Source organism: Candidatus Eisenbacteria bacterium, from assembly GCA_016235265.1.
GTDB lineage: Bacteria > Eisenbacteria > RBG-16-71-46 > RBG-16-71-46 > JACRLI01 > JACRLI01.
This window is the reverse complement of sequence record JACRLI010000015.1, coordinates 356,998-370,436: the sequence shown is the minus strand read 5'-3', so window position 1 is coordinate 370,436 and position 13,439 is coordinate 356,998. Positions and strand designations below refer to the sequence as shown.

General features: G+C 70.2%; 11 protein-coding genes. 9 read left to right on the top strand and 2 right to left on the bottom strand.

Annotated features, from left to right (window positions below; translation table 11 throughout):
- Positions 1-34: 34 nt before the first annotated feature.
- The 7 genes from HZB25_09750 to HZB25_09720 all read left to right on the top strand — a co-directional run bounded on the left by HZB25_09750 (position 35) and on the right by HZB25_09720 (position 8,149).
- Positions 35-328: a hypothetical protein gene (locus tag HZB25_09750; protein ID MBI5837516.1), complete on the top strand. Its 294-nt coding sequence runs from the start codon at positions 35-37 to the stop codon at positions 326-328.
- 55 nt (positions 329-383) lie between these two features.
- The gene (locus HZB25_09745; protein ID MBI5837515.1) at positions 384-1,823 is read left to right on the top strand and encodes an amidase; all 1,440 of its coding nucleotides are present in this window, start codon (positions 384-386) and stop codon (positions 1,821-1,823) included.
- A 104-nt stretch (positions 1,824-1,927) separates the two neighbouring features.
- A complete protein-coding gene (locus HZB25_09740; protein MBI5837514.1) occupies positions 1,928-2,845 on the top strand; it encodes a pirin family protein in 918 nt (305 codons plus the stop codon).
- 244 nt (positions 2,846-3,089) lie between these two features.
- A complete protein-coding gene (locus HZB25_09735) occupies positions 3,090-4,034 on the top strand; it encodes a DUF438 domain-containing protein (GenBank protein ID MBI5837513.1) in 945 nt (314 codons plus the stop codon).
- Between the two features lie 367 nt (positions 4,035-4,401).
- Positions 4,402-5,070: a hypothetical protein gene (locus tag HZB25_09730; GenBank protein ID MBI5837512.1), complete on the top strand. Its 669-nt coding sequence runs from the start codon at positions 4,402-4,404 to the stop codon at positions 5,068-5,070.
- 2 nt (positions 5,071-5,072) lie between these two features.
- The gene (locus HZB25_09725) at positions 5,073-6,899 is read left to right on the top strand and encodes a HAMP domain-containing protein (GenBank protein MBI5837511.1); all 1,827 of its coding nucleotides are present in this window, start codon (positions 5,073-5,075) and stop codon (positions 6,897-6,899) included.
- Positions 6,896-8,149, top strand: a complete 1,254-nt coding sequence (locus tag HZB25_09720) for a hypothetical protein (GenBank protein ID MBI5837510.1) — start codon at positions 6,896-6,898, stop codon at positions 8,147-8,149. The genes HZB25_09725 and HZB25_09720 overlap by 4 nt, the downstream gene beginning before the upstream one ends.
- A gap of 215 nt (positions 8,150-8,364) precedes the next feature.
- On the opposite strand, the gene HZB25_09715 is transcribed toward HZB25_09720, so the two are convergent.
- Entirely contained in the window at positions 8,365-8,853 is a 489-nt protein-coding gene (locus tag HZB25_09715) for a VOC family protein (GenBank protein ID MBI5837509.1), read from the bottom strand.
- Positions 8,854-8,932: 79 nt separating this feature from the next.
- Positions 8,933-10,279 carry an FAD-binding oxidoreductase gene (locus HZB25_09710; protein MBI5837508.1) on the bottom strand — a complete coding sequence of 449 codons (1,347 nt, stop codon included), beginning with the start codon at positions 10,277-10,279 and terminating at the stop codon, positions 8,933-8,935.
- Positions 10,280-10,995: 716 nt separating this feature from the next.
- Between HZB25_09710 and HZB25_09705 the strand changes: the two genes are divergently transcribed.
- Both HZB25_09705 and HZB25_09700 read left to right on the top strand, forming a co-directional pair.
- On the top strand, positions 10,996-11,841 hold the full coding sequence (locus HZB25_09705; GenBank protein MBI5837507.1) for a hypothetical protein: 846 nt from the start codon (positions 10,996-10,998) through the stop codon (positions 11,839-11,841).
- 3 nt (positions 11,842-11,844) lie between these two features.
- Positions 11,845-13,437: a trehalose-6-phosphate synthase gene (locus HZB25_09700; protein MBI5837506.1), complete on the top strand. Its 1,593-nt coding sequence runs from the start codon at positions 11,845-11,847 to the stop codon at positions 13,435-13,437.
- The last annotated feature ends 2 nt before the right edge of the window (positions 13,438-13,439 follow it).

The following is a 13,439-nucleotide window of genomic DNA, read 5'->3' as shown; positions in this document are numbered from 1 at the left end:
CTACTGCCGAATCCAGTTTGGATTCCTGGACCGGATGCAGGCGGAGATCAATGCGGCCCATCCCGCCAAGGTGGTACGGCTCCTGGGCGTGAATGCGGAGGGGGCCGAGTCTGCCAACGCGGCCATGTGCGAGGGACGAGTGCTCCCCTGGCTGCAGGACACCGCGCAGGCGGCGGTGTGGGCCGGGTGGGCCGTGACCTACAGGGACGTCGTGATCCTGGGGACCGACAATGTGCGTCTCTCGGTGCATAACCTGACCGAGCACGACCTCTCCGACACCACGAACTACAACACGCTCAAGGCGACGCTGCTCGACGCGGCGAGGTGAGCCGCCGCCGGGCCATTCGGCGGGCGGCGCCACCGCGACGAAGATGAGGATCCCCATGCCCGACACCACGCTGGATCGCGACTCGCTGGCCTTCGATTCCATCACCGCGCTCGCTGCCCGCATCCGCTCCGGCGCCGTGGGCCCGGTGGCGCTCACCGAGCAGCTGCTGGACCGCGCCGCCGCCCTGGATCCGCACTTCCACGCGTTCATCGTGTTGCTGCGCGACCGCGCCATGGCCGAGGCGCGCGCCGCGGAGGCCGCGCTTCGCTCCGGCCGCGACCTGGGGCCGCTGCACGGGATCCCATTCGCGGTGAAGGACCTCTTCGACGTGAAGGAGGCCGCCACCACCGCGGGAACGCGCGTGCTCTCGCGGAATATCGCGCGCGAGGACAGCGAAGCGGTGCGCCGGCTCTCGGCGGCGGGCATGGTGCTGCTGGGCAAGACCCACACCATCCAGCTGGCATTCGGCGTGATCGGCATCAACCACGATTTCGGTACGCCGCACAATCCGTGGCACCGCGAGCCCCACGCCCCCGGCGGGTCCTCGAGCGGGAGCGGAGTGGCGGTGGCATCCGGGATGGTGCCGCTGGCGCTGGGCACCGACACCGGCGGCTCCATCCGCGTGCCCGCCGCCCTGTGCGGCGCGGTGGGCCTCAAGACCACCGTGGGTCGCGTGAGCCGCTCGGGGGTGCACCCGCTCAGCTGGACACTGGACAGCGTGGGCCCGCTCACCCGCACCGTCGAGGACGCGGCCACGGTGTTCCAGTCGCTTCAGGGCGAGGACCCACGCGACAAGGAGACTCTTGGCATCCCGCCGGTGGACACGCTGCGCGGCCTCAAGGACGGCGTGAAGGGCCTGCGCCTGGCCTTCGCCGAGACGCTCTTCTTCGACGACGTGGACGCGGAAGTGGAGCAGGCGGTGCGCGCCGCCGGCGAGGTGTTCCGCGGCCTGGGCGCACGCGTGGAGAGCATGGAGGTGCCCGAGGCGGCCGCCGCATGGAGCGAGCGCAAGCGCCCGTACCTGGTCAACGCGGAGGCCTGCGTCGTCAACCGCGACCTGCTGGACAACCACTTCGACGAGCTGGACCCGGTGGTGGGCCCGCGCATGATTTCAGGGCGCAAGCTGGCCGCCACGGACTATTTCCTGCTGCTGCGCCGCTTCCATCAGCTGCGCGACGAAGTGCAGGCGACGCTGCGCGACGTGGACGCCCTGCTGGTGCCGACCGTGGGGATGGTGGCGCCGCCGCTGGCCTCGATCACGCCCGAAGACTACGTGAAGCTCCACTTCAAGTTGCACCGGAACGTGGGCATCGGCAACATCCTCAACCTGTGCGCGGTGTCGCTGCCGTGCGGGTTCGGCGCCGGCGGCCTGCCCATCGGGCTGATGATCTACGCCAAACCCTTCCGGGAGGACCTGGCATTGCGAGTGGCCTGCGCGTACGAGAGCGCCACGGAATGGCATTCCCGCCGGCCGGACCTCGGCTGGACGGGCTAGGGGCGCCCGGTCCCGTCCATCTCCGTCTCCGGGCGCACCCGGCGCCCGGCGGGCTGCATCCTTGTCGGTACGGCCGGCCGCGGCATTCTGACAATGGAGGCGCGATGTCGCTTCGACCCATCCAGCGGATCCTCGAGTCCAAGCCGACCATGGAAGGCGCGGGAGTGCGCCTGCGCCGGGCCTTCGGGTTCGGCGAGACCCGGGACTTCGATCCATTCCTGCTGTTCGACGACTTCCGGGGCGACCGGCCCGAGGACTACATCGCCGGCTTCCCGTGGCACCCGCACCGCGGCATCGAGACCATCACCTACGTGCTCGCCGGGACGGTGAATCACGGCGACAGCCTGGGCAACCAGGGGGTGCTGGGCGCGGGGGACGTGCAGTGGATGACTGCCGGCAGCGGCATCCTGCACCAGGAGATGCCCCGCGGCGACGCCGAGGGGCGCATGCACGGCTTCCAGTTGTGGGCCAACCTGCCGTCCACGCTGAAGATGACGGCGCCGCGCTACCAGGACGTCACCGCGAAGGACATCCCCGAGGTCCTGGAGGATGACGGCACGCGCGTGCGCGTGGTGTGCGGCAGCTTCTGGGGGCGCACCGGCCCGGTGGACGGCGTGGCCGCCGACCCGCGCTACCTGGACGTGTACGTGCCGCCCGGACGCCGCAGGACGCTGCCCGTGGAATCCGCGCGCCATGCGTTCGCGTACGTGTTCGCGGGCGCGGGCACATTTCGCGACGCCTCCGAGCCCCGGCCGGTGATGACCGAGCCGCCGGGGCCGGGATCGGCGCCGAGGGCTCTCGCGCCCTCCCCCGAGACCGGCAACCGCTCGCTGGTGCTCTTCGGTGGCGGCGACGAAATTACCGTGCAGGCCGGGGAGGAGGGGGTCCGGTTCCTGCTGGTCTCGGGCCGGCCGCTGGAGGAGCCTGTGGCCTGGTACGGGCCCATCGTCATGAACACCCAGGATGAGTTGCAGCAGGCCTACGAGGAGCTCAAGAACGGGACGTTCATCCGCCGCGCGTGACGGGTGGGCCGGCGCAACCTCGGTGGTCTCCACGCCGCTTCTTCTTCCGGAGCTCGAGGCTCGAGGCGCACGGAGGCTCCCGGGAGCGTGCCCCGGGGGCCTCTCGCGTGCTAGGCTGTGCGCACCGTCCCTCGAATCCGGGGGCGGATCCCCCTGCGGGACCGGTTCCGCAGGAACCCGCTGTGACACATCGCCCGCGTGGGCGTGGTGTCGCATCCATGGATACGCGAAGGAGCAGGACGGAATGGGCATGGGCTGGAGCGAGCTCCTGAAACAGGACCACGAGATCACCGAGAGAGTCTTCGCCGCGATGGAGAGCGCCTTCGCATCCCCGGGCGGCCCGTCGCCGGTCATGGTGGCGAAGCTGCGTGAGTACGTGTGCGACTACGTGGACCGCTGTCACAACATGAAGGAGGAACGGCACCTCTTCCCGCTCATCGAGGAGCTGGGAGTGCCGCGCCACGGCGGCCCCCTGGCGGTCATGCTCGCGGAGCACGAGACCGGCCGGCAGATCCTCTCCCGCTTCGCCCCCCTGGCGGACGCGGTGGCCGCGGGCGACGGCAGCCGGGCGGTCGAACTGGGCAAGGCCTTCCGTGAGTATGCCGCGCTGTGCAAGGACCACTTCTGGAAGGAGAACGACATCCTCTACCCCATGGCGCTGCGCCTCATGTCGGAGCGCGACGGCGCGGCCGTGGTGGCCGGGATCGAGGACGTGGAGACCGGTCTCGGCCCGCAGACCCGCGAGCGCTATTATCGCCTGGCCCAGGAGATCATTGACGCCGGGAACCTGGACGATCTCGCTGTGGGTCTCGACCCGGCGGTGCTCGCGGCGATCCTCAACACCCTGCCCGTGGAACTCTCCTTCGTGGACCAGGACGACACCGTGCGCTACTTCAGTCACGAGCACGGGGAGAAGATCTTCGGCCGCACGCGCGGAGTGATCGGGACCCAGGTCCAGAACTGCCACCCGCAGCAGAGCGTGCACGTGGTCAACCAGATCCTCGCCGATTTCAAGGCCGGCAGCCGCCAGGTGGCCGAGTTCTGGATCGAGATGAACGGGCGCATGGTCCACATCCGCTACTGGCCGGTGCGCAACCCCGAGGGGCGCTACCTGGGCTGCCTGGAGACCGTGCAGGACGTGACCGGCATCCGGGCGCTCACGGGGGAGAGGCGCCTGCTCGACGCCTGAGGAGACCCCATGCTGCCGGGACATTGTACCGTAATCTATCCGGCTCCCGACCTGGACGCCGCGAAGCAGTGGTACACCCAGGCGCTGGGGAGGGCATCAAGGTCGCAGCGGTCCGCGATCCCTTCGGCAACCGGCTCGGGCTCATCGAAAACCCGCACTTCGACTGGCAAGCCGTGAAGTAGTCCGGCAATCGGATCCCTCCCGGGGGGGCACTCCCCCGGGAGGGGGCCGTGCCGGGTCTGCCCTGGCCTCACGTTTCCACCGCCAACTACGCCTTAAGTACCACCCCAACCTCGCCGAACCTGCCTCGAAGGCCGCCGGATCCACCTACCGCCCAGCCCCCTGGGCACGGGAAACACGCATCTTTATGCGCATTTCCATCCTGGCAGTGGCGGCCATCGCATTCCTCCCGGCGCCGGCCCTCTCGGGCACCGTCCGCGGCGTGCTGCGCATCCCGCAGCAAATGCAGGCGGCCGCGCCCGCCGCGTTCAATCCGTATCCCGGCAGCGCCAGGGCGATGCCCGGATGCCACTCCCCGGCGCGCGGCCAGCTGGCCGACGCGGTCATCTACCTCGACGGCTTGCCCCCTGGCGCCGGCCCTGCCGCGGAGCCCGGGGCGCCGGTGCCCCGGTTGAGCCAGAAGAGCCAGGCCTTCGTCCCGCGCGTGGTGGTGGTGGCGCGCGGCGGGGCAGTGGACTTCCCGAACATGGACCCCATCTTCCACAACGTTTTCAGCGTCTCGCCCACCCGGCGGTTCGACCTGGGCAAGTACCCGCGCGGCCATTCCCGGCAGGTGACGTTCTCGCGCGAAGGCCTGGTCAAGGTGTACTGCGACATCCACTCCGACATGGAAGCGTTCGTCCTGGTGCTGCCGCATCACTGCTACGCCCGGCCGGACGCGTCGGGCGCCTTCGCCATCGCCGGGGTCCCGGCGGGCCGCTATCGCGTGAAGGTGTGGCACCCCGACCTTCCCGAGACGGGCTGCGACGTGGTGGTGACCGAGACCGGTGAGGCGACCGTGAGCCTGGGCTACTGAGCATGCGTTTCTCGCTGCGGTGGAAGATCCTCGCCTTCGCGGTCCTGCCGCTCCTGGCGCTCACGGTCCCGCCCCTGTGGATCGTGAACCGCAACGTGTCCCGGCAGGTGGGCCGCAACACCAACGAGGACCTGGCCCGCGCCGCGGCGGTCTTCGAGCAGATGCTGGCCGCGCGCGCCACGCAGCTGGCGGTGGACGGCCAGGTGATCGTAAGGGACCCGAAGTTCTTCGCGATGCTCACCGTGCCGCGGGAGGAGCGCACCGCTGAGTTCGACGCCACGGTGGCCGGGGTGGCCCGCGACTTCAACGCCGTCACCCGCACGGATGTCTTCGACGTGCTGGACGACCGGGGCCAGCCGCTGGCCTCCGAGGGGCTGGGCTCGCGCGAGGGGGGAGCGCCTGCGGCACTGGTGCGTGCGGCGCTGTCCGGCGCACCTGCCTCGGGGGTGGCGCTGCGCGGGGCCTCGCCGTTCCAGCTCACCGCCACCCCAGTCCTGGTGAGCGGCCGCGTGGCCGGCGTGCTGGTGGTGGGCATGCGCATCGGCCAGTCGCTGGCCGAGCAACTGCGCACGCTGACCCGGAGCGAAGTGACCTTTGTATTCAACGGGATCGTCAGCGGGAGCACGCTGCGCGAGCCGGCGGATCGCGAGGCGCTCAGGACCACGCTCGGCGCGGCGGCCGTCTCCCGTGGCTCGAGGCGCGCCACCGACGGCCCGTACGCGCTCCAGGGGCACGGGCAGCGCTACCTCACCCTGGCCCGGGCCATCCCGGGATCGGGGCCCTCCGGAGGCCAGTACTACGCCCTGCAGCGCTCGCTGGACGCCGAAACGGCATTCCTGAGGCGGATCCAGGGGCAACTGGAGCTGCTGGGGCTCTTCGCCGTGCTGGCGGCGCTGGCCGCGAGCCTGCTGCTTTCTCGCGGCATCCTCACGCCCATCGGGCAGATCGTGCGTGGCGCGATGGAGATGGAGCGCGGCAACTACGAGTTCCCCATCCGCGTGCGTTCCCGCGACGAGATCCGTTACCTGGCCGACCGCTTCCTCGACATGCGCCGACACCAGCAGGAGCACGTGGCGCGCCTGGAGGAGGTGATGCGCATCAAGACCGACTTCCTGAGCGTGGCGTCGCACGAGCTGCGCACACCCATCTCGGTGATCCAGGGCTTCCAGGAACTGCTGGCGGGGGGCGTGCTGGGTCCCCTGTCGGACCCGCAGCAGGAAGCCGTGAGGGCGATCGGAAAGAGCACCGCCGCGCTGACCCGGATCGCCGAGGACGCCACCCGGATGTCCCAGATCGAGCGCGAGGAACTGGTGCTGGAGCCGGGCGAGCACGATCTGAGCGCGCTGCTGCGGGAGGCCATCGCCGCCTCGCGGGCGGTGGCTCCGGGCCGGGAGGTGGAGGTCAGTCTCCGGGCGGTCCTCGCGCCAGCGCCCCTGCGCGTGGACGGGCCGCGCCTGGTGCAGGCGGTGGGCAACCTGGTGCGCAACGGCATCCGGTTCACGCCGGACGGGGGCAGGGTGGAGGTGGAAGCGGGATGTGCCGGGAGCGGCGTGTGGATCGCGGTCCGGGACACCGGCATCGGCATCGCACCCGGGAAGCAGCGCGAAGTGTTCGAGCGGCCACTGTCGCTGCGGGACTCGCTGCAGCACCACTCCTCGGACACCCTGGAGTTCTGTTCGGCGGGGATGGGACTGGGGCTCACGATCGCGCGCGGCATCGTGGAGGCGCACCGAGGCAGCATCGAAGTGGTGAGCGCGCCGGGGCAGGGCAGCACGTTCACGGTGCGCCTGCCGGCGGCGGTACTCATGGAAGAGGAGAATGCGGCGTGAACGACCACCCTCGTGGTACGTGCCTCCGGCTGCCCTCGTTGGCCCTGGCCGCACTGGTCCCGCTGGGCCTGGCTGGATTGGCCCTGTGCACCTTCGCCCGCGGCGCGGGCGCCGCGGACATCGAGCTGCGCGGGCTGCTGGACCTCGCGCTGACCAGCCGCGGCAACGCGCTGGTGCTGAACCGGAACGACTCTCCGTTCGATCCCTACCGCCTGACCCTGTTCGCCGACGGCCGCGTTTCGGAGCGGCTCGAAGCCTACAGCGAGTTCCGATACGACGAGAACCGCGGTCCGCTGGTGGTGGGCGCCTACATGAAGTGGACGCCCCGCGACGAGCGCGACGTGCACCTGCTGGCGGGGAAGGTGCCCTGGCTGATAGGGGCCCTCGGGCCGCGGACATATTCGAATCGCAATCCGCTCATGGGCCTGCCGCTCTTCCACCAGTACCACACCAGCCTGCGCTGGGACCAGCTTCCGGCGAATGCGGACATCCTGCTGAACCAGGCCGGGCGCGGTCCCTATGGCGTGAGCTACGCCAATCCGGGTCCGGGAAGTGGCGGCTACGGCTCGAGCGCGCCGGCCGCGCTCCCGGGAATGACCGTGCTGTACGATACGTGGTGGGACTTCGGCGTGCTCCTCACCGGCAGCGCGCGACCTCTCGAGCTGACCCTGGGAATGGTGAACGGCACCCCGGGCCGCCCCAACCCGGGCGCGGACGAGAACGGCGGAAAGACGATTCTCGGCCGGCTGGGCCTCATGCCGGTTGCGGGCGTCCGCGTGGGTCTCTCGGGCTCGCGCGGGCCGTATCTCTCGGATGCCGTCGCGGCCGCCCTGCCGGCCGGCCGCAAGGTAACCGACTATGATCAGCGGCTGGTGCTGGCGGACGCCGAATTCGAGATCCAGCACGCCGAGATGCGCGGCGAGGCATTCCACTCCACCTGGCAGACCCCCGCGCTGGGCGATCTGGGTGTGAGCGGCTACAGCCTCGAGGGCAGGTACGTGCTGCCGCTGGGCTTCTACGTGGCCGCCCGGTGGGATCGCATGGACTTCACGCGCCTGCAGGAATCCAACGGTGAATCCTACCCGTGGGACTACAACCGCCGCCGCGCGGAGTACGGGCTGGGCTGCCGCATCGCGCGCAGGTCCCTGGCCAAGCTGGTCTACCAGAAGAACGTGGCCCGGGGCTGGGAGGACGGCGATCCTGACAAGGTGGACGAGCTCTTCGGCGCGCAGGTGTCGCTGGCGTTCTAGCACACCGACCATCCGGCAAATTCGAGGCAGGATGCGGGGGAGTATGCGGTGCCGTTCGACGGCCGGGACTCCGACGGCGCCCGATTGGCCTCGGGCGTGTACTTCTACCTCCTGAAGATCGGCGACTTCGAGTCCAACAGGAAGATGCTGATGCTCCGGTGAGGCGATCCAGGGGCGTGAGTGAAGGTGGCTCCACGCACGCCCCTGGAGGCCCGCTACGAGCCGCCCTTGCCGGCCGGGGCGAAGTTCTTGAAGAACTCGGCCGCCCGTGCGTCCATCTCGGCCCGGCTGAGGTCCTCCTTGTGCGTCGCCACGGTCCACGCGTACCCGTGCGGGTCCTTCAGCGTTCCGCAGCGGTCACCCCAGAATTGGTCCTCCACGGGCCGGACCACGGTCGCGCCCGCCGCGACGGCGCGCTGGAAGAGAGCGTCGCAATCCTCCACGTAGATCCACAGCGCCATGGGAGAGCCGCCGAATCCCCTGGGGCCCCTGCCGCCCATCATGGTGTCGTGCGCCATGAGCTTGGAAGCGCCGATTCGAAATTCCGCGTGCATGACCTTTCCGTCGGGCCCCAGGCTCTTGGCGACATCTTCCGCGCCGAGGGCCCTGCCGTACCAGTCGAGCGCAGCCGCGCAGTCTTCGAGTGTGAGGATGGGCGTCACCGTGTGGTAGCCCTCGGGGAGGTGTCGCTTCGCGGGTGCCATGGGTGCCTCCTGCGGGTGGAATTCCGCCTACGGGAAATGTGTGGGAGTCCTGGGCGCGGTCACGACCGCATCCGCACGGTCACCCGAGTTTCGCCGGTTCGATGTTCTGGTTCAGCCGGAAGACGTTTTCCGGATCGTACTTCGCTTTGATGCGCTGGAGCCTCGCGAACTTCGCGTCGCCGTAGGTGGTGCGGAGCGACGCCTGGTCCTGCTCGCTGGAGAGATTGACGTAGGCACCGTGTGCGTATGGCTGCATCGCATCCCAGTAGCCGCGCACCCAGTCCACGGTCGCAGTCCGGTCCGCGGGGTCTTCCCAGATCCCGATCGCGAACGTCTGGAACGCCGCGTCACGGCCGCCGAACGAGGTGGCCTCGTCCGCCACGCGGGCCACGGCCCCGCCCATCTGCGCGATGAACACCTGGGATCGCCCGGCAGGCATCTTCGCCGCCCGCTCGTGGATCACCCGGATCGCGTCGTCGCTCATCTCCTGCAGGTAGTGGCCCTTGAGATAGGTCTGCGTGCCGTGCGGCAGCGCCGGGTCGAACATCCCCTGCAGGGCGAGGTAGGGCATCGGCCCGATGACATCGAAGAGCGGGGGGGCGAACGACCGCATCTCCTTCACGGCGCGCTCGGCCACCGCCACATCGGTGCCGGCCACGACCAGCGCGTACCCGGGCTTGTGCTGCACGTCCTTGGGGACGAAGTCGAACGGCGGGGCGCACAGGTGAACCAGCAGGGTGGTTACCTCGTCGGGAGCGGTCTTGCAGAACTCGCGGTAGCGTCGCATCAGTTCCGGGCCCTTCTCCGGGGCCCAGAAAGCCAGGCCGCCGAGCACGGTGGGCCCCAGGGGCGCGAGCCGGAACTCGAACTCCGTGACGATGCCGAAATTCCCACCGCCGCCCCGGATCGCCCAGAAGAGGTCCGGGTTCTCCTTCTCGCTCGCCTTCAGCACGCGGCCGTCGGCGGTCACGATCTGCGCCGACAGCAGGTTGTCCACGACCAGGCCGAACTTTCGCATGATGTGGCCGATGCCGCCGCCGAGTGTCAGTCCCGCGACGCCGGTGTGGGTCACGTGCCCGCCCGTCACTGCGAGCCCGTGCTCCTGCGCCGGGACATCCACCTCGGACCAGATCGCGCCACCCTGGACGGTGGCGCGGCGCGCCGTGGCGTCGATCGAGACCTTGTTCATCGGGCGCAGGTCAATGAGCAGGGCGTCGTCCGCGAGCGAGTGGCCCGGCAGGCTGTGCCCGCCGGCCTTGACCGCGATCTGCAGCCCCCGGGAGCGTCCGAAGGCCAGGGCGGCCCGCACGTCCTCCACGCTGGCGCAACGGGCGATCACGGCCGGCCGCCGGTCCACGTCGCCATTCCAGATCTTCCTCGCCTCGTCGTAAGTCTTGTCCGCGGGTGAGATAACCGTTCCGCTCATCGTCTCGCGGAGACTTCCGAGGGCAGTGTCGGTGAGTGCGATGGCCATGGCGCTACGTTCCTTCCCAGTCTGGGGCTGCGGGTCCGCGGTTCGTCTCGAATCCTGCGGCGGTCGGCCGGCGCGAAAGGCGCCCACGAGGATTGGTGGGCAACCGGTCGGCGCGACGGGCCGTGGATGGCCGCGGCGACGACAGGTGCACTGATGAGATGCGGTGCGCGCGCTTCCGGATCCATGGAACCGGCAGGTGCCGGAACCGCGATGAGGAATGTGCGGCCGTCCCTCGGAGTTTCGCTGGCATGACAATTGCGGTTCCTCGGGGAAGACGGCGGCACGCCCAGGCCGCTTCCCCAGTCCCGCGCGCCAGACTGTGAACCCGCGCAACGGGATACCAAGTGAGAATGCATTCGTGCGTGTGGGGAGCATGGAATGAACCGCCCGGGCAGGCGGGAGATTCTACAAACTGCCCTGGTGCCGGCTGAACCCGCGGGATCCCCATCCCCGGCGGCCGGTCCGGAGAGCGCGGCAGCTGCCCGAGACATCGCGGCCGGGGGCCCCAGGGCGGGAGCCGGGTGAGACGCGCGCCGTGCAGGGATCCTGCGAGGCTGTTTCGCTTCCACCCGAACCCACCGACGGCCGGGGCCCTTCGGCCCGCGATTCCCGGACACCCCGGCCAGGACGTTGTCGCGCCCTCCCGCAGGCCGCGGGAGGAGAACCCGATGAGCCCGGATGCCGGAATGCGGGTCGCGTTCGAGCGGATCGTGCGGCGCACGGGCGCCCGGGGTCGGCTGTGCGCCGTCCTGGATTTCGACGGGACCCTGGTGGCCTTCGCCCCGGACCCGGGAGGGGCACGGCTGGACGGTCTTGCCCGCCTGACCTTGGAGACCCTTCTCGATACTCGTGGCGTGCATGTTGGCATCCTGAGCAGCCGCGGCGCCGCGGACCTCGCCCGTGCCGTCAACCTGGACGGGGTGGAGTTGGTGGCGAGCAACGGGCTCGAGCGAGTCCACCTGGGAGCGGCGCTTCCGCTCCCGGGATTCGTGCCGCCCGAGCCCGTCCTGGTCGAGGCGGTGCGGGACCTGGTCCTGCGGCACCCTCCCGCACGAATGGAGGTCAAGCCCGCGGGGCTGTGCGTGCACGTGTCCCGGCTGACGATCGCGCAGCGCGACGACCTTGCGCGGGACCTGGTGCGGATGTCGGCGTCGCTCGGGTCCGGACGTGTCGAGTCGGGCCGCTGGGTCCGATGCCGGCGGTGCTTCGAATGGATGCCCGCGGCGGCGGGGAAGGGCCGGGCCCTGCGCCAACTCCTGCGGCAATGGCGCCATGCGCCGGCCGACATCGCGCTGTACGCCGGCGACGACACCAACGACATCGATGCGTTCGAGCAGGTGCGGGCAGCTGGCGGCCTTGCGATCAGCGTGGGCCGTCGCGCGCTGCCCGGAACCGAATTCCGCGTGCCTTCCCCCGGGGACCTCGCGGAGTTCCTGTGGCGCGTGGCGCGTCAGCTCCGCTCCGCGGCATTCACGGGGCGGCGCGGACTGGCCCACGCGCGGGAAGGGGACTGAACCATGGAACAGGGAGTGCAGCGATCCGGCACCAGCCTGGGTGCGCGGCTGAGCGATGCCCTGGGCCTGGCGGCGGACCGACAGCTGCTGCTGCATTCGAGCCGCGATCTTATGGATGCAGAGTCGCTCCGCGTCTGGGCGCGGGACGCCCTGTCCGGAAATCGGCTGGTGGTGGTCTCCAATCGCGAGCCCTACTCGCACCGGCGGGGCCCCGGGGGAGTGCGGATGAACCGCAATCCCGGAGGTCTCGTGGTCGCGCTGGATGCGGTCCTGCGCGCCACCGGAGGCACCTGGGTGGCCCACGGCTCCGGGGACGCCGACGAGGAGTACTCCGACAAGCGCGGGAGACTCGCGGTGCCTGAAGACGGGCCGGCCTACACGCTCGCGAGGCAGTGGTTGAGCGAAGGCGACGTGCGCCGTTACTACGCCGGGTTCGCAAACGGCGCACTCTGGCCCCTCTCGCACCTCGTCTTCGTCCGCCCCCGCCTGGATGAACTGGACTGGGAGAGCTACCGGCAGGTGAACCGCCGATTCGCGCGCGCGGCGCTCGAGGAGGTGGGGCGCGACCCCGGCGTGGTGCTGCTCCAGGACTACCACCTGGCGATGTGCGCCGGGTACATCAAGGCGGAACGCCCCGATCTGCGGGTGGCCCTGTTCTGGCACATTCCATGGCCCGGGCCGGATGTCTTCCGGGTCCTGCCCTGGAAGGAGGCTTTGCTGGACGGACTGCTCGCCAACGACGTTCTGGGGTTCCACCTGCGCGAGCATGGCATGAGCTTCCTGGAGACCGTGGCTTCCGAACTGGAGGCGCGCGTGGATTTCGCGCGGATGACCGTGGACCGCCGCGGGCACACCACGCGCATCCGGGCCTTCCCGATCGGCACCGACGTGGACGGGATCGCCCGGCATTCTTCGGGCGCCGCTTGCCGCGCCGCCACGGCGCGCTGGCGCGAACGGCTCGGCCTGGGACCGGGGCCGGTCGCGCTCGGGGTGGACCGGCTCGATTACACGAAGGGCATCCCGGAGCGGTTCCAGGCCCTGCGGCGCCTGCTGGAGAAATATCCCCGCTGGCGTGGGTCGCTGCAGTTCGTGCAGGTGGGCGTGCCGACCCGCGTGGAGCTGCCCGAGTACCGGGAGCTGACTGCCCGCGTGGAGGCCCTGGCGCAGGGTCTGAACCGCGACTTCGGGTCCGTGGGCCGCCCCTTCCTGCACCTCATCAAGCACGACCTGGACTTCGCTGACGTGGTGGCCTTGTACCGCCTCGGCAACGTGGCCGCCGTCACGCCCCTGCACGATGGAATGAACCTGGTGGCCAAGGAGTACGTGGCGGCCCGGCCCGACCTGGGGGGCGCCCTCGTGCTCAGCCGGTTCACCGGGGCCGCGCGCGAATTCCGCACCGCGGCACTGGTGAATCCCTACGACACGGAGGCGGTGGCAGACGCGATGGACGAGGTGCTGTCCACGCCAACTTCCGAGGCGCGGCGTCGCATGGCCGCCCTGCGAGAACGGCTCCTGCGCAACACCATCTACGACTGGGCGAAGGACCTGCTGGACTGCGTCCTGCGGCTGGACCCCCAGTTCGAGGAAGGAAGGTAGAT

Excerpts from the sequence above, each read along its gene's own strand:
- HZB25_09740 (MBI5837514.1), top strand. The coding sequence starts at position 1,928 with ATGTCGCTTCGACCCATCCAGCGGATCCTCGAGTCCAAGCCGACCATG.
- HZB25_09730 (MBI5837512.1), top strand. The coding sequence starts at position 4,402 with ATGCGCATTTCCATCCTGGCAGTGGCGGCCATCGCATTCCTCCCGGCG.
- HZB25_09745 (MBI5837515.1), top strand. The coding sequence starts at position 384 with ATGCCCGACACCACGCTGGATCGCGACTCGCTGGCCTTCGATTCCATC.
- HZB25_09715 (MBI5837509.1), bottom strand. The coding sequence starts at position 8,853 with ATGGCACCCGCGAAGCGACACCTCCCCGAGGGCTACCACACGGTGACG.
- HZB25_09725 (MBI5837511.1), top strand. The coding sequence starts at position 5,073 with ATGCGTTTCTCGCTGCGGTGGAAGATCCTCGCCTTCGCGGTCCTGCCG.
- HZB25_09710 (MBI5837508.1), bottom strand. The coding sequence starts at position 10,279 with ATGAGCGGAACGGTTATCTCACCCGCGGACAAGACTTACGACGAGGCG.
- HZB25_09750 (MBI5837516.1), top strand. The coding sequence starts at position 35 with ATGCAGGCGGAGATCAATGCGGCCCATCCCGCCAAGGTGGTACGGCTC.
- HZB25_09735 (MBI5837513.1), top strand. The coding sequence starts at position 3,090 with ATGGGCATGGGCTGGAGCGAGCTCCTGAAACAGGACCACGAGATCACC.
- HZB25_09705 (MBI5837507.1), top strand. The coding sequence starts at position 10,996 with ATGAGCCCGGATGCCGGAATGCGGGTCGCGTTCGAGCGGATCGTGCGG.
- HZB25_09700 (MBI5837506.1), top strand. The coding sequence starts at position 11,845 with ATGGAACAGGGAGTGCAGCGATCCGGCACCAGCCTGGGTGCGCGGCTG.